Source organism: Morganella sp. Je.2.23, assembly GCF_051129855.1.
Taxonomy (GTDB): Bacteria; Pseudomonadota; Gammaproteobacteria; order Enterobacterales; family Enterobacteriaceae; genus Morganella; species Morganella sibonii.
Map to the genome: position 1 here is coordinate 466357 of NZ_JBCPSQ010000001.1, position 19970 is coordinate 486326.

The following is a 19970-nucleotide window of genomic DNA, read 5'->3' on the forward strand; positions in this document are numbered from 1 at the left end:
TCTGTTGCGTGTGCGTTTTATAAACATCCTAATTTTTGGTCGCACATGAACCCGATAGTGATAAACCAGCTGCAGCGAAAACTCGGCTATACTTTTACCCGTCAGGACTTATTAATGCAGGCACTCACTCACCGCAGTGCCAGCAGCAAACATAATGAACGCCTGGAATTTCTCGGCGATTCTATTTTAAGTTTTGTTATTGCCAATGATTTATATCACCGCTTCCCGAAAGTGGATGAAGGGGATATGAGCCGGATGCGTGCCACACTGGTGCGCGGAAATACCCTGGCGGAACTGGCCCGCGAATTTAACCTCGGCGAATGTCTGCGCCTGGGGCCGGGGGAACTGAAAAGCGGCGGCAGCCGCCGTGAATCGATCCTTGCGGACACCGTCGAAGCCCTGATTGGCGGGATTTTTCTCGACAGTGATATTCAGACAATTGAGCGGATCATCCTCAGCTGGTACGAATCCAGACTGAACGAAATTTCGCCCGGGGATAAACAAAAAGACCCGAAAACCCGGTTACAGGAATACCTTCAGGGGCGGCATCTGCCTCTGCCGAACTACCTGGTTGTTCAGGTAAAAGGTGAAGCTCACGATCAGGAGTTCACCATTCACTGCCAAATCAGCGGTGTTGAACAGCCGGTAAAAGGAACCGGTTCCAGCCGCCGGAAAGCCGAACAGGCCGCGGCGGAACAAGCATTAATTTTGTTGGAGCTTGAATGAGCGAAGAAAACACCTATTGCGGCTTCGTCGCGATAGTCGGACGTCCCAATGTGGGCAAATCCACCTTACTGAACCAGTTACTGGGGCAGAAAGTTTCTATTACCTCGCGGAAACCGCAGACCACGCGCCACCGCATTATGGGGATCGATACACAGGATAATTACCAGATTATTTATGTGGATACCCCGGGGCTGCATATTGAGGAAAAACGGGCAATCAACCGCCTGATGAACCGTGCGGCCAGCAGCTCCATCGGTGATGTTGAGCTGGTGATTTTTATGGTTGAAGGCACTAACTGGACGCCGGATGATGAGATGGTACTGAATAAAGTCCGCTCGCTGCGCTGCCCGGTTCTGCTTGCTATCAACAAAGTGGATAACGTGGAAGACAAAACCAAACTGCTGCCGCATATTGCGTTCCTCAGTCAGCAGATGGACTTCCTCGACGTGGTGCCACTGAGTGCCGAGAAGAAAATGAACGTCGATACCATCGCGAACATCGTGCGTCAGCACATTCCGCAGGCGCCGTTCCACTTCCCGGAAGATTACATTACTGACCGTTCACAGCGCTTTATGGCCTCTGAAATCATCCGTGAAAAACTGATGCGTTTCCTCGGCGATGAACTGCCGTACTCGGTAACAGTGGAAATCGAACAGTTTGTTGTGCAGGACAACGGTGTATTTCAGATCAACGGTCTGATCCTTGTTGAACGCGAAGGCCAGAAAAAAATGGTTATCGGCAACAAAGGCAGCCGTATCAAAACTATCGGGACGGAATCCCGTATTGATATGGAACGCCTGTTTGATGCCCGCGTTCACCTCGAACTGTGGGTGAAAGTCAAAGCCGGCTGGGCAGATGATGAACGTGCACTGCGCAGCCTGGGTTATGTTGACGACCTGAAGTAACACACCGATGGACGGCTGGCAGCGCGCATTTGTACTCCATAGTCGCCCTTACAGTGAAACCAGCCTGATGCTGGATGTGTTCACTGAACAGGAAGGGCGGCAGCGCCTGCTGGCAAAAGGGGCACGCCGCCGCCGTTCCGGTCTCAAAGGGGCATTACAGCCCTTTACACCGCTTCTGATCCGCTGGGGCGGGCGCGGGGAACTGAAAACCCTGCGCGATGCTGACCCTATCTCCCTCGCATTACCCCTGAGTGGCACTGTTCTTTACAGCGGCCTGTATATCAATGAGTTGCTTTCCCGTGTGCTGGCTAACGGTGTCACGTATTCCGCGCTGTTTTTTGATTATCTGCGTTGTCTTCAGTATCTTGCGGCCAGCGAAACCACGCCGGAACAGGCTCTGCGTCAGTTTGAACTGGCGCTGCTGCACCATATCGGTTACGGCGTGGATTTTCTTCACTGCGCGGGCAGCGGCCAGGAAGTCTCTGACACCATGACGTACCGCTACCGCGAAGAAAAAGGCTTTATCGCCAGCCTGGTGGTGGATAACAGCAGCTTTACCGGCCGTGAACTGAAAGCCCTTGCCGCCCGGGAATTCCCTGATGCGGAAACTTTACGTGCCGCCAAACGTTTCACCCGTATCGCTTTAAAACCTTATCTCGGCGGAAAGCCATTGAAAAGCCGCGAATTATTTCGTCAATTTGTGCGCCCGCCGTTGGTTTCAAAAGAAAATAGTCGTGATGGTTCCTCTTCGTCTGAAAAAGGTTAAACTGAACAATATAAGTTACCCGGAGGATGAAAAAATGAGTGAAGTTTTATTGGGTGTAAACATTGACCACATTGCAACTGTCCGTAACGCACGCGGCACCAACTATCCGGACCCGGTTCAGGCGGCATTTGTCGCAGAGCAGGCGGGAGCGGAAGGTATTACCGTGCATCTGCGCGAAGACCGCCGTCATATTACGGATCGCGATGTGGAACTGCTGAGACAAACCATTCAGACCCGTATGAATCTGGAAATGGCCGTCACCGATGAGATGGTGGAGATCGCCTGCCGTATCAAACCGGCGTTCTGTTGCCTGGTCCCGGAAAAACGTCAGGAAGTAACAACAGAAGGCGGGCTGGATGTCGCCGGTCAGAAAGAAAAAATTGCCCGTGCGGTTAAACGTCTGACCGAAGCCGGTATTAAAGTCTCTCTGTTTATCGATCCTGACCATACTCAGATTGATGCGGCGGATGATGTCGGCGCACCGTTTATTGAAATCCATACCGGTGCCTATGCGGATGCGGAAACATCTCAGGAAGAAGATAAAGAATTTGTCCGTATCAAAGATGCGGTTGCCTATGCGGCAGGCAAAGGCCTGAAAGTGAATGCCGGACACGGCCTGAATTATCATAATGTTCAGCGCGTGGCAGCACTGCCTGCTATTTATGAGCTGAATATCGGTCACGCTATTATTGGCCGGGCAGTCTTCAGCGGACTGGCTGCAGCTGTCGCGGATATGAAAACCCTGCTGCGGGAAGCCCGTCGTTAATGGCTATTGTCGGTATCGGTACGGATATTGTTGAAATAAGTCGTATTGAAGCGGTTATCGGGCGTTCCGGTGACCGCTTTGCAAAACGGATCCTCAGTGAGGCGGAGTGGGACGTTTACCGGCAGCATAAACAGCCGGTACGTTTTCTGGCAAAGCGGTTTGCTGTCAAAGAAGCCGCATCCAAAGCACTGGGAACAGGGATACGTCAGGGGCTGGCATTTAATCAGTTTGAAGTCAGTAATGATTCACTCGGAAAACCCAATCTGACTTTCCTCGGCTATGCCGGAGAACTGGCTGCCGCCCGTGAAGTCACACACTACCATGTCTCGATTGCCGACGAGCGTCATTACGCCTGTGCCACGGTTATTCTTGAAACAAATACCTGACAGTTGCGCCCGGTTGCGGGCGTCTCTGTCTGTTCAGATCTTATCGGCGTGATGTATCAGCACAAACTTATCCCACAGCATTTCCTGTGTTTCGGTATGCGCAGGGTCGATAATAATGGTGTTGTTAATCGGACAGACCGACTGACAGGTCGGTTTATCATAATGCCCGACACACTCAGTACATAAATCAGGGTTAATTTCATAGATGGAATCCCCCATCGAAATTGCTTCGTTAGGGCATTCGGGTTCGCACATATCACAATTTATGCAACGTGCAGTAATCAGTAACGCCATAGTCGCTATCACCATATAAATTATTTAAAATTCAGTAACTTATATCTTGCACTTATACGTTACTCTCTGCCGCTTCCGGCAGTATTCCCGGAACTGATTATAGCGGCTTTTACCGGCCGGGAACACCCGGTAAGGCCGTTACTGATGACAGTATACGCAAAAAATTCCTGTATGCAGAGAGTATGGCCTTAAAAGATTAAAAGTGAACGGAAATAAATATAATATACATATGTACTGATTCAGGGCATAATTTTCATCATAGATTTATGTTTTCAGGGAAAGTAGACATGGATGAACTGGTGATAAAAAAAGATAATATAGCGTTCGGGGTATTATTGCTGATTATGCTATCTGCTGTTTATATATGGTTGTCATCAATTTATTTTCTGGACTATATAAATAGAAAAGACATCATCAAAATTCATTTTAGTCAATTCTTTATCCTATTTGCGCCGTTGTTACTTTATTTCTCATTCATTGGTATCATGGTTTTATTGAATAAAGAGAAAGTGTTGAGAAAATATAAATTGTTCAGGGTGTTAGTTTACTTTTTTCTTGCTTTGGCTTTTTTTTCTTTTGTCTTTTTAATCATTGGATCGATATATATGGATAAAGAACTTATGTCAGAGGGGTATATTAGATGCCCGAAGTCTTCATTCAGGTCATCAACGATTTATGTTTTTGATGCTGCTTTATGCAATAAATAACAGAGAGTATATTCCCTGTTATTTTTTATCGTGCATGGTTATTTATTAATCAATGTTTGTGGTGTCAGTCGCGCAGACTCTAAGACGATGGCCGTCGGGGTCGGTTACCACGAAGGTATAGCCGAAATCCAGCATCGCGGGTTTCATAATAATCTCCACGCCCAGTTCACTCCATTTGCGGAAAATATCATCAACTTCCCGGTTACTGACATCAGACATGCATATTTCCGTACCACCAATGTGCGGTTGTGGTGCAGGATCGATGCCGGACTTTGCCTGAAGCCCTAATATCATATCGTCCGATAAGGCAAAAACAGAGAATTCACTGTATTGTTCAACAGGCTCTGCATTGAGTAATCTGGTGTAAAAACGGGTGCTTTTCTCAACATCACTGACGTACAGAATAATGCTGTTTGGCTTAAACATGCTGCCTCCTGTGGTTTTTCATATCATAGTCCTGTTGAGTGACGGAAATTGTCAGCAGTGATGAATCCGGATGACGTTCCGGGAAAAAATTAACCGTCTTTATTTCTGATTTTCGTTTCGTTTTAGTTAAATCAGCGATTTATACCCATTCAGCAAATAAGGCGCTAAATGCCAGACTGTATCATTGTCGGTAAATTGCACATTTATTTTCAGCAGCATATTTTCTGACAGGCAGAACGGGAAAAAATGATATAAGTGCATCACAAACATAAAGGCATCGCCGGGATTGTCATATATATGCGGGTCCAGTGTCATTGTCAGATCCAGACAGCGATAAGGTTTTCCGCGGACAAGACGGTCGTCCAGTACCGAGTCAACCGCGTGAATACCACTCAGCAGCTGACTTATCTGTTTGCAGCGCTGCCGGTCTGTATCCTGATACAGTATATAATCACGGATAAGCTGTTTTACCGAATCGACAGATGACAGCATAAAACTGTTGGCACTGTAGTGTGACAGCAGATTCCAGTAAGCATGATTATCCGTTATCGGCGGATAGCACGGCGTGCATTGTGTGACACCGGTGGCTTCCAGCAGATCCGGCAGCAGCGGGCTGAGATGGCAGATATCCTCAGCACGGCTTTGCGGTGTACTGATAATACAACGGTAAGTACAGCGGAAGTGCGGCCCGGGCGGGGTGGTGAGTGCTTTGCCGTGATTATCATAAAAGTGGATAGAGTAATGATTCCGGCCGGTGATGGTTTTATCAATGCTGAGTGCGTAGAACCAGGCATCCTGATATTGCGGCAGCAGGCGGGAAGCGGGCGCCAGGTGAGTCACCGGATAGAAATCCGCAATAATACCCCTGAATTCCTCATGAGGTTCAAAAGCCAGCTGAATATGCTTCAGTTCGGTAATATAGTGGCTGTCATCCACCGGCAGACGATAAACAGCCTCATTTTCATGAAAATCCAGGATAACTTCATTTTGTTCTTCCTGATTTACCACGGCTGCACAATTAAGACGAAAGCTCTCTGTCAGTTGATCATTACGCAGTGGCAGCTGCTTGCTGAAATAAATATTCAGCGTGAAAGTGTCTGATAATGCCCAGTCCAGTTCCGGAACAATGGCCGGAATATCGATATCGATAAAATGATGGACATGATCGATATATAACCCTTCCAGCAACTTTTGCGGCCAGTTCGGTTTTTCATCAGCACCGGATAATACTGAATTATTTTTTCCGATCTGCGGAATAAAACTGAACCGGGTTTCATCACCGTGATACAGGTTATCCGCGTGCGCCAGTTCGATGTGATCAAAATACTGGCTCAGCCATAATAATAAAATCCCGGCGCAGGTGACTGACGGATCAAGAAAACAGGATAATAATGCGGTTTCCGGCTCTTTGTGATTGCCGCGGTATTTAAATTCCAGTGACAGGCAGCTTTTTGACGGATGGTGAGTCACATAACGGCGCAATAATGTATAAGGCTGCAGCACGACCGGGTTACAGGTTGTGAATATTTCCTCTGCGGTGCCTTTCACCACGGTTCCGGCGGGGATATCCAGCGGGAAGCCAATTCGTTCCTGTGAATCAAAACGGACAACCGCAGTCGCCGGAATACCTTTTATTGCCCGGGATTGCAGGCGCTGTAACAGCGGCAGGGTAATTTCAGGAAATGCATCATCCACCTTTTCCTGCAACCGTGCGCTGAGAAACGCAAATCCCTCCAGCAGGCTGCCGCTCTGCTCATCATGCGGGTCGAGAATATCCGCAAGGTGCGGATAATCGCGGATAAACTCGCGGCTGAGCTGCTGTAAATAGTGTTGTTCCTGTAAAAATTTAATTTCGCTCATGAATGACTCTGCGGTTGCCGGTAATCAGTATTTATCGTACAGAATAATTAACACGTACTTTCTTCCCAGCAGCAATAACCGGATGTTCCCGCCATGACATGCTGGAAAATAATATCCTTGTATTTCACACTAACCGTTTCTTCCGGCTGTGCGTCATTGTTATCCGCAGAGTGCGGATAATGGCTGTTGATACTGACAATGGATGCCTGACGCAGTGTGACAATAAAATATTTTTCCTGAGAGCCGTTTTGTGATGTCCGGTAAAAAGTGAATACCATCTCCATCACTTCATTATTGGCGATGGCATTTGCCAGCAGCGGGGTCGATTTATCCAGCAGTTTGACAAAATTTACCGGACTGAACGTCAGGTTCTGTGCACGGTTAAACATATTATTCAGATGGAGCACAAAGATTTCATTTTCATGACCTGACTGATATTTATTGCCGATGGAATCAAGCGTGCAGCAACCCTGTGAAATATTGCCCTGCTGATTACCGTTGAGACTCAAATAGATCATATTCGCCATAATTGTCTTCCTTATTCCTGTTTACCGTTACCGGGTTTCAGTCCTGCCTGTTCAGCCTGTTTTTGCAGATCGGCATAAAGCGCGATCAGGCCGTTGAGCTGCAGGTCAATGCGGTGCAGTTGTGCTGCCGAAACCGGTTTACCGTTGCGGATATCGTCGGACAGCACTCGCAGATACTCCTCTGCCGGGGTTGTTTTTGAGTGAGCCTGCTGAATGTTGTGGATTTCGGTTTTCAGATAGGACAGGGTAAAACTGCCGCGATCTTTTTCTCTGGCAACAATGGTGTCCGTCAGTGCCTGTAACCGCTTACCGGTGAGATACCAACTGTCCGTTTGGGATGCATCCGCAATCCGTGTCTGTAATACATCCTGCCAGCGGCGGGTGGCATACGCCTGATCCGGATCATTCGGCCAGCGCTGACGGGCTGTTTCTGTTATTTTCTCCGTCAGAAGCAGTGCGGCAGCCGGAGATTGCTGTTCCTCACTGGTCAGTAATTGCCCGTAAGTCGCCAACTGCGGATCGGCAAACCACATGACCCGTGCGCTGCCGGGCTGGGCGGCGAATGTATCCAGTTCATCTTTCACCGGCTTATAAACCGTGAAGAATAACACGGCGATCAGAATGAGCCCGGTGAGCAGTCCGGCTGCAAAACCGGCGAACGGGAAGGTTTTGCGTGGTGCCGGGGGCGTTTCTGCCGCAATCTGCACAAAGCGGACGGTGCTGTGCCCCGCACCGCCTGCCGGAGCCGTGTCTGTTCCGGAAACGGCCGGGCTTTCTTCCGCGATATACACCAGCGGGGCAAGGGTGACCGGCGGCAGCTCGCTTTCCGCCGCAGGCGTGGGTTGCTCTATCTCTGTGGCGGCATTGCGGAAGTAAAATTGCAGATTGTCCGTGGTCAGCGTTTTGCCGGACGGCGTTTGTGTCAGCCGTTCTGTGATCAGCTGTAATGCCCGCTCAGCCCGGTAGAGCAGGCGCAAATCGTCACGGCTGAAAGTAAGGCGGCGTACCACCGCCATCGCCCGCGTGATAAACCAGTTGAGAATATCAATGCGGTGATTGATTTGCGGCGGCCACAGCGTCTCCCGGTCATGAACCACCATCATGGCGATCAGCTCACAACCTTCGGTCAGCCCGGCCAGACCGCTGCGGTGCAGGCGGGCGAGGGTGTAGTAGACCGCGGTCTGCAAATCCACGCCGTTTTGTCTGAACAGTGACAGGGATTTCGCTTCCACCCGCGACCAGCTGATCTCCGGTTGCGACGGGTGGCTGAGTTTATTGATCTCTTCACGGATTTCCGCGAATTCCGGGTAATCCAGCGGAGAAGCACCGGTCCGGATAATAATGCCGTCCATATTCCGCTCCGTCATCAGTACAGTGTTTCAGGCAGGCTGAAACGGGAGAACAGATTGCCGGAGAACGGATTATCCGACTCATCAATATAGATGCGGTATGTCATTTCCCCGTCATCCACCGCGAAACGGACATCGAAACTGTTGGTGTTTACGTTGGTCAGTTTTCCGGACTGAATCAGTCTGATTTGCGCCCACGGGCCGTTGCGGACAATCGCACGCGGTGATTTACCGGCAGTACCGGAAACCAGCGTCAGCTTGCTCTCTCCGCCGGAACGCATCGAGTTCGGCCAGATCATATGAGCGGTGTTGCTGCGTCCGTGAGCATAATCGAGGATCTGCCCGTCGAGATTCAGCACGCTGCGCCGTTTGTTACCGGACAGCTGTACCGGTTCAATCGCAAACTGCGTTTCGAGGTTGCCCTGCGGTGTAAAGAAGGTGTTGCGGATACGGTTGGCCGTTTCAATCTGCTCCAGCACATCCGGGCGGATCAGCGACTGTCCGTCTTCATTAACCAGCAGGTTGTTCTCGGCAAACGGCCGCAGATTCTGCTGCCAGAAAGCGTCCAGTGTTCCGCCCGGTTTGAAGAAGCGTTCAAACTCACTCAGCGGCACATCACGGTTTGATTTCGGATCAAACGGATAACGGCCTGCGATATAGCTGTTGTATTGTTTGACCACGGACTCATTCCATTCCACCTCGAGATAACGGATAGCCTCTTTCTGCACCACAATCCAGGCCTGATCCGCGAGTTCGCCAATCCAGCGGCCGAGCGGTTCCGGCATGGTTTTCGCCATCTGGCTGACTTCAAAAATGGCGTCGCGGTTATTTTCTTCCAGACGCAGGAAAACGGCTTTCAGTGCAGCTTTCCCCGGTACGGGGGCATTTTCGATACTGAGCAGGTAACGATGCAGTTCATTCAGTTTCTGGTTAACATTTTGCAGGTTCTCACCGTTGTTACTGACCAGAATGTCCGTCTGCGGGGAAAATTCGCGGCTGATCCGGCTGAGTAACCGGTATTGGCTCTCTGCCATAACGGCCTGTTTTTCTTTCTCCGTCAGATTGCTGTCCACTGCGGGCAGGCTGGTGTTATCGCGCAGTATTTGCAGTGCGCGGCGTAATGGTTGTTCGCCGCTGATAATTTGCTCCAGCGCACTGATTTCATCCTGAATAGTTTCAAACTCACGGATTTCCAGATTACTCATGGCCGCCCGCCAGTTCGCGGCATAATCACCAAGATACTGTTCGCTGATCTGATGCTGTATTTCCCGGCGGTCGCTTTCACTGTAACGGACGTTTTGTGACAGGTTCAGTACCCAGGCATCCAGTGCCGTCAGATCCACCAGCTCTTCATTTTGCCGGATAAAGTAATTGATCATTCCGTTGCGGGTCAGAAACTGCGGTACTTCCAGTTTTTCATCATCGAGTGAGACGAAAACATGGCTGAAGCCCGGCCCGATCATATGGCGCAGATCCAGCGGTGATGACAGCTCATTAAAACCTTTCAGGCGCAGTGTCTGGTAGACCCGCTGATAGAGTGAGAGCTGGCTCAGTTCTTTCTGGGCGTCACGGATAACCGCAGAGAACGGCTTAAAGGCCTGACTGGCCACGATATCCCCGCGATTGCGGTCTGCCGCCCAGTCAGTATGCTCAAGGGCATAATCCAGGTGGGTCATCAGTTGTGACTGAATTTCGTTTTGCCCGGTAAACTCACGGCTCCAGCGTTTGCGCAGGTAATTTTTGACAATCGCATCATTGCGGCCGCTTTTATCTTCCAGCATGCGCATCACACGCAGAATAGCGAGTTTTTCCTCACTGTTCTCCGGAGCCTGTGCCAGATCCTGCTGTAATCCGGCCATAATGGCGGGCAGGAAACGCTCGATCAGCAGTTGCAGATAACTTTTTTCCACATACGGGCCGATTTTTTTACCCTGATAGAGACCGAGATCGGTCAGAACGCCGTTCTTCTCACGGTAATTACCGTAAGCCAGCGTTGCTTCCGACAACGGATTGAGGATAGGCAACTGGCGTACACCGGTGGTGTCCTGCTGGTTATCCGCGGTCACACTGCTGAAAGCACTGACTTCGGAGAGCACATTTTTACCGGCCTGATAGTTTTGATCATAGTAATGATGCCAGCCGCTCCAGAGGGCAATGATTCCCGCTGCGGTGACAACTGAGGCAAAAAAGAGGTTGTAATGATGACGGCGTAACCAGAAACGGTTTTCTGCCGCCAGGTTCGGCTCTGAAAACAGGACATCACGGAACAGCTGGCCGGTAAACCAGGTCTGGTTTTCGCTGACAGGCCAGGTATGAGTCGGTGCCGGCGGCAGGTTGTACTGCACGGCGGCGCTCTGGGTAAAGATATCGTCAATCTGACCGCGTTGTGCGGAGGAGGTCAGATAGATACCGCGGATCAGCGGAATTTCGGCGTCATTGCTGCCGATAAGTTGTTCAGTCAGTTCTGTTACCCGGCTTTGCAGCCCGACCATCTGGCGGATAAAGCTGAACAGCTCGCTGCGCTGACTGTCATCCACCCAGTTCAGCATCATTTCCGGCAGGGCAGCGTTAAGCCGTGTGATCCATTTTTCCCAGAAGGTGGTGAGTTCGCTGACCATGTTGTGCGGGTTGTCACGGGTAAAGGTCACGCCGAGAACAGATTCCTGCTCAGCCACATCCAGTGACTGGAACATTGCGCTGAATCCCTGTAACAGATCCAGTTTGGTCAGCACGATATACACCGGCGGACGGGTGTTAAAGGCCAGACGGATCTCCTGCAAACGCATATGAATATCCGTGAAATAACGGCTGCCCGCTTCTTTATCTTCTGTCATCAGCCGTGCGGTGTCGATGGTCAGGATAATACCGTTCAGCGGCTGGCGGGTGCGCTCTGTCACCATGCGTTCCAGCAGGCTGTTCCACAGGCGGTGGTACAACTGCGGTTTTTCGCTGTCCTCGTGCGGCTGGGTGATCAGGTGTCCGCGCGGCATCAGGAGGACGGCTTTATCGGTCAGCGAGCAGCGGACATGCAGACCGATACCCTCTTCTGAGATGATCCTGTCCTGCGGTATCAGGTCAAGCAGGCCGAGGTTAGCTGAAAACAGGGTATGTTTCCCGCTGTTTTCCGCCCCGAGCACCAGATACCACGGGCGCTGATAAAGCGACCGGCCGTTGTCGCCGAGATGCCGGCGCAGCTCACTGAGCCAGCGGCTGAGATAGCGGTTCTGGAATTCAATATCTTTGCGGACCGGATCTGCCACGGCCAGTTCAACATCCAGTTTCAGCTTTTCCAGTTCGCGGACACGCCGCCGGGCGGTGTATCCAATCCAGCCGATAACAATCAGGAATAACCCGAGCGTTGCCAGCCAGCGGGCGCTGACCGGCCGCAGCGGATAATCATCGCGGAAGCGGAAATCCGCACCCCAGATCCAAATCCAGAGAAGGATCAGTGCAGGAACGATGGCCAGAAAAATGGCCCATGCCGATTTGAGTTTTGGTTTGTCGGCTTTAAACCATTTTCTGATCAGACCCTGTGCATTCACGGATGATAAGGATGGTTTTTTCATTAAACGTTATTCCTTTTTAAATCGGACTCCGGCAGTTTTCCGGTAAGCTGTTGCAGTAAAGCGGGTTCCCACTGCGTTACTGTGCTGCGTGACACGATGTCATACAGTTGCTGATACTGCGCCCGGGCAATCCCGGTCATACCTGACTGCTCAAACAACGATGCGGCCAGAAATTGCAGACAGACACGATCACGTAACTGTTCAGCGCGCTGCATGGCGTCATCAATTTTTTGCAGTGCGGCATCCAGACCGTTTTCCTGATAGCAGCGGGTGATCTCATCGTGTTCCCCTGCGGTAGTGACAGCGGTTGCAGAGGCTGATTCTGTGGTGCTCAGCCAGGCCAGAGTGTCCGCATCCGCGTACGGGGTTTTATCGGCGAAACTCAGGGTGGTCAGTTGCGGCAGACGGGCGGTAAACTCCGCTGCACAGCGGCGGATGGCCTGTGCAACGGCGTCCAGTCCCAGTTGCTGTGCTGCCTGCGCGGCCAGATAATGGCCATCCAGCCAGTAAGGGGCAAGGCTGAGGCTCTGTTCAATATCAGCCAGCAATACCGGGTCGGCCTGTGTCAGTTGCTTGCGGTAGGCAGTAACCCGGTCGGCGGATACGGCGGCCAGCGGTGTTTTGCCGGTGGCATCGGCGGACGGTACTGACTGAATGGTGTGCCAGACAGCATAGCGGCGCAGCTGATAGCCGATAGCATTTTCCGGGGCACGGCGGCAGAGCGCATCTGCGGCATTCAGCAGCGCTGATTTACGGGTGCGATCATTTCCGCTGTCAATATCTTCGGCCGGAAAGTCTGTATCGGTTCCGGCGGGGGTATCCTGTGGTACAGATGCTGCGGACGGTGCGGTTCCGGTCGTGTCTTCTGCCGGACGGACGGCGGGTGTGGTCTCTTCCGGTACACGGTTTTCAATACGGCGGTAGCCGCGGCTCAGCTCATCCAGCGTTTGTGACAATGCAGGGTGATCGTCATTCCAGAATTGCGCCAGTCCGGCAAAATCCCCTAAAACATCATCCCGCTGTGCCGCAGCAGCCTGCCGGATGAAGTTATCCTGTGCCAGCTCAAAGCGCTGCAAAACCTGCTGCGTCAGGCGGACTTTCAGTCTGATATTTTCCGGATAACAGTTGTGCCAGAACTGACGGCAGAACAGGGCAAACAGGTGCGCACCGAGTGTGACTTCACCGGCGTTTCCGGCATGTTGCAGGGTGCGCAGCAAATGGACCACCAGACGGAAATCTTTTGTGGTGGTGGCCAGCAGAGTCAGTATCCGTGACTGAATGGCCTCAGTATCCAGAGAGGCATGCGTCAGGGAGCCGAATTTAACCATTTCGCTGTCGATATATTCCCAGTCCGGGTGACTGTCACTGACCGCACTGCTGACCTGCTCCGGCTCAAGCGGGGCAAGCAGTTGTTCAGACCAGTTAAAACGTGTTGCTATCATGCTATTCACCAGCGGCAGGCCGCACGTAAAGGTTTGATACTTTCTGTCAGCTGAGACAGATCAAAAGTTACCGGTTCCCCGTTTTCAGGGGTGATAGTCAGCTTATCGCCGGTCATAATGCGTTTGATTTCATCAATGCCGGCCAGACCCCGGCTGGATTCCAGCACATAGCCGTTTTCGCGGATAAACCAGTCACTGCTGAATGTGGTCTGCGGGGTGGATAAACGGATACTGCGTGTTGTTACCGGCGAATTCATTACCAGCTGCATGCGGGTGATGTTATCCACACAACTGAGCATCAGAACCGGGCGGGGTGGTTGCGTACCGATCGCCGGGGCGGTCATGACCACAGGCCAGGTACCTTCGCGGGGCTGGGTGGTAATGAAGGTGACGGTATGTGCTGTCCGTTTTTCTTCATTGGCTGCTGCCCGGAGCCGGATCTCACCTTTTACCGTCTGGTCAGCCGGCGGCACAGCGTTCTCCCGTCCGATGTTGTCATAGCAGTCCAGCCGTATCAGCGGTGACGGCTCTTTGCGGCAGGTGTCCAGCAGCGCTGAGATTTCCCCGGAAAGTGCGGGGACAGATTGTGCCGGACTCCACAGCGGCGTCAGTATCAGCAGGGTGAACACGCTCTGAAGCATCCTTTTGGTCATGATAGGTATCCGTATTTTTTTAATTTATACACAAGTGCACGTTTGGACATATTCAGCTTTGTGGCGACTTCTTTCAGGTCGTCGTTGTCCGCCTGCATCCGGTAGGTCAGAATGTCAGATTCATACCGGTCGAGCGCTTCGGTCAGATCGCTGATCCCGGACAGATCCGGAGCGGATACCTGCGAAAGTGCCGGAGTCACCATAGTGTGTGTCATCATGGCTTCCAGCCGCCGCTCCTTTTCCTGTGCCAGCTGCAGCAGTTTGTGCAGTTGCTGGTTTTGCGTCCGGACCTGCATCCGGCGGGTCAGCGTGCCGTAGTGATGACAGAAGATCCGGTAATAAATTGCTGTCATTCCTTTTTCGTGTTCTTTGTGGCTCAGATCGGTGCCGAGGCGGCAGATAGCCCCCGCGGGTTTACCCTCGTGATCGCAGAACGGGAACCCGTGTATACCGGTATTTGCAGGCAGCCCGCGGATAAATGTCTTCAGGCTGCTGTCTTCGAGATGGCTGCCCTGTGACAGGTTTTCCCAGCAGGTGGGTGTCCGGCTGAATGTCACCTGAACCAGCGGCTGGCGGATATCCGATGCATCTGTATCCAGCAGGCCGGTGGTGACCTGCGGTTGTGCATAGTTGACAGAGTAACTGAGCAGCCGGTTATCCCGCGGGCTGAGCACCATCACAGCAAGAGCACTCAGGGAACTGCGGGAAAAACAGTGCGGCAGAAACTGCGATATCAGCGATTCGGTGGTCTGGCAGTCCATCAGTGACAGCGCATTTTTCAGTCGGTTCCTCATTATTCCGTATCCACCTCAGCCGTGAATTCATCGCCGGTTGCAGACAGGGTGATATGACGGATCGTTTTTCCGTCTGCTGTGTGTTTCAGCAGTAACAGGGAAAGCGGCGGCAGTAAGTGGCCGTCAATCACCGACTCCAGGATACGGGCACCGTTTTCAGCCCGGTTGGCGCGCTGAATAATGGCCTGATAAACAGAATCATGGATAGTGACCTGAGCACCGAAACGCTGCACCAGCCGTGTTTCCAGCTGGCTGAGTTTGAAACGGATGATCCGTGTCAGTGTTTCGTCACTGAGCGGCAGGAACGGGATCACTTCCATCCTTGCAAGCAGAGCCGGTCTGAAGAACGTAGTCAGCTCCGGATAAAGCGCATCCAACAGCTCATCAGGCCGGTTTTCATACGCAACAATGGTGCTGTCACCCAGGTTTGAGGTCAGGAAAAAAGCAACGTTTTTACAGTCAATCACGCGACCCTCACCATCTGCCACTTCTCCTTTATCAAAAGCCTGATAAAAGAGATTCAGCACGTCAGGATGGGCTTTTTCCACTTCATCCAGTAATACAACGGAGTAAGGTTTGCGGCGGATGGCTTCTGTCAGCACACCGCCCTCGCCATAACCGACATATCCCGGCGGGGACCCGATCAGACGGGAAATCGTGTGTTTCTCCTGAAACTCGGACATATTAATGGTGGTGAGATATTGTGTGCCGCCGAACATCAGCTGAGCGATTTGTAATACCGTTTCGGTTTTTCCCACACCGCTCGGGCCGACCAGCAGGAATGCCCCCAGCGGACGGCCGGGACGCCGCAGATCAGCACGGGCGGTCAGCAGGTGTTTATGCAGATGAGCAATCGCCAGATCCTGGCCTTTGATGGATTCCTCCAGGTAAGCCGGTAATTCAGTGACGACAGCGAGGGCATCCTGTGACAGACGGTTGAGCGGAACACCGGTCCATTCGGCGATGACTTCAGCAATCTGTGTTTTGCCGACATGCGGAGACACCAGGGAAGACTGTTCCCGGCGGGTTTCCAGCTCTGCATTCAGTACCTGTAACTGTTCGCGGATACTCTCCGGCGTTTCCGCTTCTGCGGTTTCTTCTGTCTCTGCTGATTTTTCTGTTTCTGCGGATTCAGCCGCTGATTCAGCACTGTTCAGCAATGCAGCCCGCAGGCGGATGATATCGCGGACTAATGTCAGCTGCGCCTGCCAGTCAGTCTGTAACTGTTCCAGTGACTGTTGTAACTGTGCGGACTGCTGATGCAGCGCGGCCAGACGGTCAGTGTGATCGGTCAGTCCGAGCAAATCTTCCCGCGCCAGCACATCGCACTCCATACCAATCTGGTGTAACTGTGTTTTCAGGGCTGAAATCTGTTTCGGCGGTGAGGTCAGGTTAATTGCGGTACGTGCACAGGCGGTATCCAGCACATCAATGGCTTTATCCGGCAGCTGACGGCCGGAGAGATAGCGGTCACTCAGCTCAGCCGAGGCACGCAGGGCATCATCATCAATAAAGACCTGATGGGCGGATTCATAAGCGGTGCGCAGGCCGCGCATGATGATCACGGCTTCAGCGGCCGTCGGTTCTTTAACCTGAACTAACTGAAAACGCCGCGCCAGTGCCGCGTCTTTCTCAAAATATTTTTTGTACTCACTCCAGGTGGTCGCCGCGATCGTGCAAAGCTCACCCCGCGCCAGCACCGGTTTGAGGAGGTTGGCGACATCGGTGCCGCCCTGCTGGTTACCGGCACCGATAAGGGTGTGGGCCTCATCAATAAACAGGATAACCGGGGTGGCAGAGCTGATGATCTCCTGAATCAGCCCTTTGAACCGCTTTTCAAATTCACCTTTGACGGCGGCACCGGCCTGAATTGCGCCGAGATCCAGCACGTGCAGCTGGCATCCGCGCAGTTTTTCCGGCACATCACCGGCCTCAATACGCAGTGCAAGACCTTCAATCAGCGCACTTTTCCCGACACCGGGTTCTCCGACAACCACCGGGTTACTTTTACGGCGGCGGCAGAGAATATCGATCATCAGATCAATTTCGTTATCACGGCACAGAACCGGGTCCAGCTTATTTTGCCGTGCCAGTTCAGACATATTCTGTGTGAAACGGGCAAGAAGACTGTCGGCGGCCGGTGTACTGCCGCCTGCTGACGGACTGCTGAGATCACCGGACGGGCTTTCCGCCGAACCGGCAGTCCACTCATCAAACTGTTGTTTTAACTGTTCACGGTTGATATTGCTGAGCAGCTTACAGGCCTGCTGCGGCAGATAGCGCTGCGGCATTTGCAGCAGCACCAGCAGCACAATACCGGATCGCAGCGTGGTATGGTGATATTCGGCGGAGGCGACCAGCCAGCTGTCTTTCAGCAGTTCAGTCAGCAGTGGTGAAAAACCCGGATAACCCTGAGTCAGTGCCTGATGCGGGGGGATCAGTTCTGTTGTCATATCCGCCAGTTCAGTGTTATCAATACCGGCACACTGGCAGATCACCCGCACATCGGTTAACGGCGTTTCCAGCAGGCTGCTGAAAAACAGTGCGGTGGTGATTTCCGGCTGCTGCTCGCTGACACTGCGGGCGGCGGCATTTTCCAGTGCATGTCTGGCCACAGGATCGAGACGGTTAACTAACGTTGAGAGATCGACATTTATCATCAGTGTATACCCTGATTCAGTAACGGAGTGAGTTGCTCCAGAATATGTTGTGTCTGATTATTCAGCTGAGACAGATACAGGCCGTAAATACCGGCGGCCAGCAGCAGACCGGCGATAACGATATATTTGAGCCGCAGGCGTTTCCCCAGCCGGTAGCGGTGCGGGTCAGAGATCGTATCCTCATACAGCACAACAGAGCCCTGTTCAGGGCGCAGCTGACGGATCTGTTTTTGCAGGCGGCGTAACAGGCGGTTAAATTCATCGTTATGGCCCTGCGTCACTTTATAGCGGCCCCGGTAACCCAGGCACAGACACAGCCAGATAAACTCAATCAGATCCAGATAGCGTTTCGGCTCACCGAGCAGGCGTTCAATAAGAATGAACACCTTTTCCCCGCCCCAGGATTCATTATGGAAATGCACCAGCAGTGATTTTTTCACCCAGCCGTTATCTGTGTTCCAGCCGAGGCCCAGTGCGGTTTCATCAATAAAGGTACAGAGCACATAACGGAAGGAGACAATCGCGCCCGGCTCATAACCCTGAGACTGTAATTGCTGCTCAATCGCCTGAATATCGGTCACCACCTGCTGATAAAGCTTATCCGGCAGCGGTGAGCCGGACATTGTATGCATCCGCATAACCATGCCGAGCAGCGGGGTGGCCGCGTCAATCATCGGGTTAATATTTTCCCCGCGCAGCGGGATCCGGTATTGCTTGTGCATCCGCTGATGCAGATAACCGGTATCGCCGGACAGATCATCAGACAGGCTGCCGGTCAGTAAATCATCGGTCATAAATCGCCCCCGTTACGGATGGCCCAGAACTGAATATCCAGTTCCGGGAAATTACCGGAAACGTGGAAAGCGACGGAGCCGTTTTGCTGAATTTCCTGCCATGCGGTACCCTGGCGATCCAGACGGAAATAGGTGTAACCCGCGTGATACGGCAACTGGCGTGGTGCGGCAGACAGGGAAATCAGTGGTACGCCCGGCAGCTGGACACTGACGAGGTCGCGGATGCGGTTGATGGATGTAACTTTGGTTTGCTGGGTGAACTGGCGGCGCAGCTGCTCCTGAGGCATCTGAGCGCGGATTGCCACGATAAATTCGGCCTGCTGCAACAGTTGCTGATCCTGAATCGTTGCCACGCGGATACCGTGTTCCTGCTCCTGAAGATGAATCGCAATAGCGCGCGGTGTCAGTACCACGCTTAATGCCAGGCGCAGCGCCCGCATCAGTGGCGGATAGCACTCTGTCAGTGCCTGATGGTTATATTTCGGCAGTTGTCCGGCCAGCCGGGACTGATCAGTAAAGGTATGCAGTTCCCCGCATAATGAGCGGAGTTCGCAGAATAACGGCTCCGGATGCAGCACATCCTGTGCGGCAAAGTGGGCAAAACGCGGTGATGCCCGGTTCAGAAGCTGTAACATCATAAATTCCGCCACATCGGCGATACCCTGCTGCCCCGGTGAGCCGATCCGACCGGCCAGTTGCCGGGCGCGCTCAGCCAGTGTGCCGCTCAGTTCATCCAGAAATCCGGTCAGGGAGGGTGATAAGCGCACATTGAGGCAGGACGGGATAAACGTATCATCGAGGATCAGTCCGCCATCGGCTGTTTGTTCGCTGATACGGCAGACCGGTACCGACACATACGCATTCAGCTCGGCAGTGCCCTGTTTCAGCACCGGGCTGAGTCTTGCCACATTCAGCATACTGACATCACCGGCTTCGGTGTGCAGATCGCGGACATCCAGACTGAATTCTTTATAGCGCGCCGTCAGATGATTGTTATGCCCGGCTGCAATTTCATTGACCGTGGCACTGTGCAGCGGCAGGGCAAGATAAATAATGTTGTTGCCGGTATCATTTAGCGGAGTGATATCAATCGGCGGCGGCAGCTCATCCTGTGACGGCAGGGAAAACAGCGTGCCGTCCGGCATGATACCGGTCGCCTCTGAAATGCCGACCCGGCCCAGCCGCAGAATATCTTCGTTGATCACCAGAGAGGTAAACCCGGAATAGTGACCGGAGAACGCAGAGAGCAGGCTTTCTGTCACATAGTCCTGGTGGCGCTGCTGCTGCTGAAAATGCTGGGGTTTGATAAACAAACCTTCGCGCCAGATAACCCGGTTTTTCATCGACAT

18 protein-coding genes are annotated in these 19970 nt (G+C 52.4%); 6 read left to right on the forward strand and 12 right to left on the reverse strand.

Features of this window, described 5'->3' with window-relative positions; translation table 11 throughout:
- The first annotated feature begins 45 nt into the window (after positions 1-45).
- From rnc to acpS, 5 genes are read left to right on the forward strand one after another with little or no spacing between them, the layout of a single operon-like run.
- On the forward strand, positions 46-726 hold the full coding sequence (gene rnc, locus AAZR23_RS02185; protein ID WP_004236985.1) for a ribonuclease III: 681 nt from the start codon (positions 46-48) through the stop codon (positions 724-726).
- A complete protein-coding gene (gene era, locus AAZR23_RS02190) occupies positions 723-1631 on the forward strand; it encodes a GTPase Era (RefSeq protein WP_004236984.1) in 909 nt (302 codons plus the stop codon). The genes rnc and era overlap by 4 nt, the downstream gene beginning before the upstream one ends.
- 7 nt (positions 1632-1638) lie before the next feature.
- Entirely contained in the window at positions 1639-2397 is a 759-nt protein-coding gene (gene recO, locus AAZR23_RS02195; protein ID WP_046892565.1) for a DNA repair protein RecO, read from the forward strand.
- A 34-nt stretch (positions 2398-2431) separates the two neighbouring features.
- Positions 2432-3163: a pyridoxine 5'-phosphate synthase gene (gene pdxJ, locus AAZR23_RS02200; RefSeq protein WP_052927423.1), complete on the forward strand. Its 732-nt coding sequence runs from the start codon at positions 2432-2434 to the stop codon at positions 3161-3163.
- The gene (acpS, locus tag AAZR23_RS02205) at positions 3163-3549 is read left to right on the forward strand and encodes a holo-ACP synthase (RefSeq protein WP_046892564.1); all 387 of its coding nucleotides are present in this window, start codon (positions 3163-3165) and stop codon (positions 3547-3549) included. The genes pdxJ and acpS overlap by 1 nt, the downstream gene beginning before the upstream one ends.
- Before the next feature lie 33 nt (positions 3550-3582).
- Here acpS and AAZR23_RS02210 read toward each other — a convergent pair whose 3' ends face one another.
- Positions 3583-3843, reverse strand: a complete 261-nt coding sequence (locus tag AAZR23_RS02210) for a YfhL family 4Fe-4S dicluster ferredoxin (RefSeq protein ID WP_052927272.1) — start codon at positions 3841-3843, stop codon at positions 3583-3585.
- Positions 3844-4130: 287 nt separating this feature from the next.
- On the opposite strand from AAZR23_RS02210, the gene AAZR23_RS02215 reads away from it, so the two are divergent.
- Positions 4131-4550 (forward strand): DUF1240 domain-containing protein, encoded by a 420-nt coding sequence (locus AAZR23_RS02215; protein ID WP_434690264.1) that lies wholly within the window; start codon positions 4131-4133, stop codon positions 4548-4550.
- Positions 4551-4595: 45 nt separating this feature from the next.
- On the opposite strand, the gene AAZR23_RS02220 is transcribed toward AAZR23_RS02215, so the two are convergent.
- The 11 genes from AAZR23_RS02220 to tssK form a co-directional block, all read right to left on the reverse strand.
- Positions 4596-4976, reverse strand: coding sequence for a VOC family protein (locus AAZR23_RS02220; protein WP_218427896.1), 381 nt, complete (start codon positions 4974-4976; stop codon positions 4596-4598).
- A 126-nt stretch (positions 4977-5102) separates the two neighbouring features.
- Positions 5103-6836, reverse strand: coding sequence for a type VI secretion system baseplate subunit TssF (locus AAZR23_RS02225; RefSeq protein WP_434690268.1), 1734 nt, complete (start codon positions 6834-6836; stop codon positions 5103-5105).
- Between the two features lie 47 nt (positions 6837-6883).
- Positions 6884-7363, reverse strand: coding sequence for an Hcp family type VI secretion system effector (locus tag AAZR23_RS02230; RefSeq protein WP_107678339.1), 480 nt, complete (start codon positions 7361-7363; stop codon positions 6884-6886).
- A gap of 11 nt (positions 7364-7374) precedes the next feature.
- Entirely contained in the window at positions 7375-8715 is a 1341-nt protein-coding gene (locus AAZR23_RS02235) for a VasL domain-containing protein (RefSeq protein ID WP_434690270.1), read from the reverse strand.
- Positions 8716-8729: 14 nt separating this feature from the next.
- Positions 8730-12278: a type VI secretion system membrane subunit TssM gene (tssM, locus tag AAZR23_RS02240; protein WP_434690273.1), complete on the reverse strand. Its 3549-nt coding sequence runs from the start codon at positions 12276-12278 to the stop codon at positions 8730-8732.
- Entirely contained in the window at positions 12278-13720 is a 1443-nt protein-coding gene (tssA, locus tag AAZR23_RS02245; protein ID WP_434690276.1) for a type VI secretion system protein TssA, read from the reverse strand. Before tssA ends, tssM begins: the two co-directional genes overlap by 1 nt.
- A 5-nt stretch (positions 13721-13725) precedes the next feature.
- A complete protein-coding gene (gene vasI, locus AAZR23_RS02250) occupies positions 13726-14373 on the reverse strand; it encodes a type VI secretion system-associated protein VasI (protein WP_054424996.1) in 648 nt (215 codons plus the stop codon).
- Positions 14370-15167 carry a hypothetical protein gene (locus AAZR23_RS02255; RefSeq protein WP_434690279.1) on the reverse strand — a complete coding sequence of 266 codons (798 nt, stop codon included), beginning with the start codon at positions 15165-15167 and terminating at the stop codon, positions 14370-14372. Before AAZR23_RS02255 ends, vasI begins: the two co-directional genes overlap by 4 nt.
- The gene (gene tssH / locus AAZR23_RS02260; RefSeq protein ID WP_166707416.1) at positions 15167-17827 is read right to left on the reverse strand and encodes a type VI secretion system ATPase TssH; all 2661 of its coding nucleotides are present in this window, start codon (positions 17825-17827) and stop codon (positions 15167-15169) included. Before tssH ends, AAZR23_RS02255 begins: the two co-directional genes overlap by 1 nt.
- Entirely contained in the window at positions 17827-18549 is a 723-nt protein-coding gene (gene icmH, locus AAZR23_RS02265; protein ID WP_166708942.1) for a type IVB secretion system protein IcmH/DotU, read from the reverse strand. Before icmH ends, tssH begins: the two co-directional genes overlap by 1 nt.
- A 68-nt stretch (positions 18550-18617) precedes the next feature.
- Positions 18618-19970 carry a type VI secretion system baseplate subunit TssK gene (gene tssK / locus AAZR23_RS02270; RefSeq protein ID WP_046892552.1) on the reverse strand — a complete coding sequence of 451 codons (1353 nt, stop codon included), beginning with the start codon at positions 19968-19970 and terminating at the stop codon, positions 18618-18620.